The sequence below is a fragment of the Bacteroides sp. MSK.20.82 genome (assembly GCF_019052485.1).
In the GTDB taxonomy this organism is placed as follows: domain Bacteria; phylum Bacteroidota; class Bacteroidia; order Bacteroidales; family Bacteroidaceae; genus Bacteroides; species Bacteroides thetaiotaomicron.
In genome coordinates this window covers 1-827 of record NZ_JAHQUN010000130.1, presented here as the reverse complement: position 1 = coordinate 827, position 827 = coordinate 1, and the positions used below count along the sequence as shown (strand labels likewise).

The following is an 827-nucleotide window of genomic DNA, read 5'->3' as shown; positions in this document are numbered from 1 at the left end:
GCTACAGAAAGCCATTTTTGATTTTCAACGGAAATAGCTGGATATGACTATAAACCGATATAAAAATGAATGGAATCCACCTGTGTGAAAGATGTAAATATTGCACGCATTCACCCAATTTATTTCAGCCATATTATTGGTGTTCGTGGTATGGGAAAGAAGTAAAAACACCGATTAACAGATGTGATAAAATAACTCTCAAAACTAAATAAGAAAGGAGGAAATATGACATTAGAGCAGATAGTAAAACAAAGCCAAGGGGAACAATATGTTTATCCCGATGTGTTTACAGATAAATGCGGTCTTGATATTATACTTTCTAATGATAAACTTCATGCCGTAAGGTCTTGGGGGTACACCAAAGGTAATCCCAAAAGGCGCGCTACGCTTGAAATTACGACGTTCAGAGGCATTTCTTTCAACGCTGTACATCATTACGGAAAGATAAAGATTCAAGGCGTCAATATGGAATGTGACGGAGAACCGGGACATAGTAAAATGATATTTGACAACAATATCCCATTGGCACATTATACCTATGAGCTTGTGCTTAAACGTCCGCTTACTAAGGAAGAAATAGACAAAAACCCGGAACGATGGGGAGATTACTACAATGAAGGTGATTTGACTAACTGTTTTGAAACAATAGAAGATGTCATTGAGCTTGCAAAACAAGTCTTTCGGCTACGATTTACTGGTGAGTGGGAATTTTATGTAGAAAGCCCATATAACAAATATAGGGGTAAATTAGAAATTAACGTATAACGAAAAAAAGAATGAGTATAGAACAAATTATATTCAACCTTCTCAATAAGAACGCTCATACA

Annotated in this window: 1 protein-coding gene; it reads left to right on the top strand. The window is 36.0% G+C overall.

What is annotated here, in order from left to right; translation table 11 throughout:
- The first annotated feature begins 225 nt into the window (after positions 1 to 225).
- The gene (locus KTR07_RS28125) at positions 226 to 765 is read left to right on the top strand and encodes a hypothetical protein (RefSeq protein WP_217315583.1); all 540 of its coding nucleotides are present in this window, start codon (positions 226 to 228) and stop codon (positions 763 to 765) included.
- Positions 766 to 827: the final 62 nt, after the last annotated feature.

Coding starts and splice junctions, on each gene's coding strand:
- KTR07_RS28125 (WP_217315583.1), top strand. CDS start 226: ATGACATTAGAGCAGATAGTAAAACAAAGCCAAGGGGAACAATATGTT.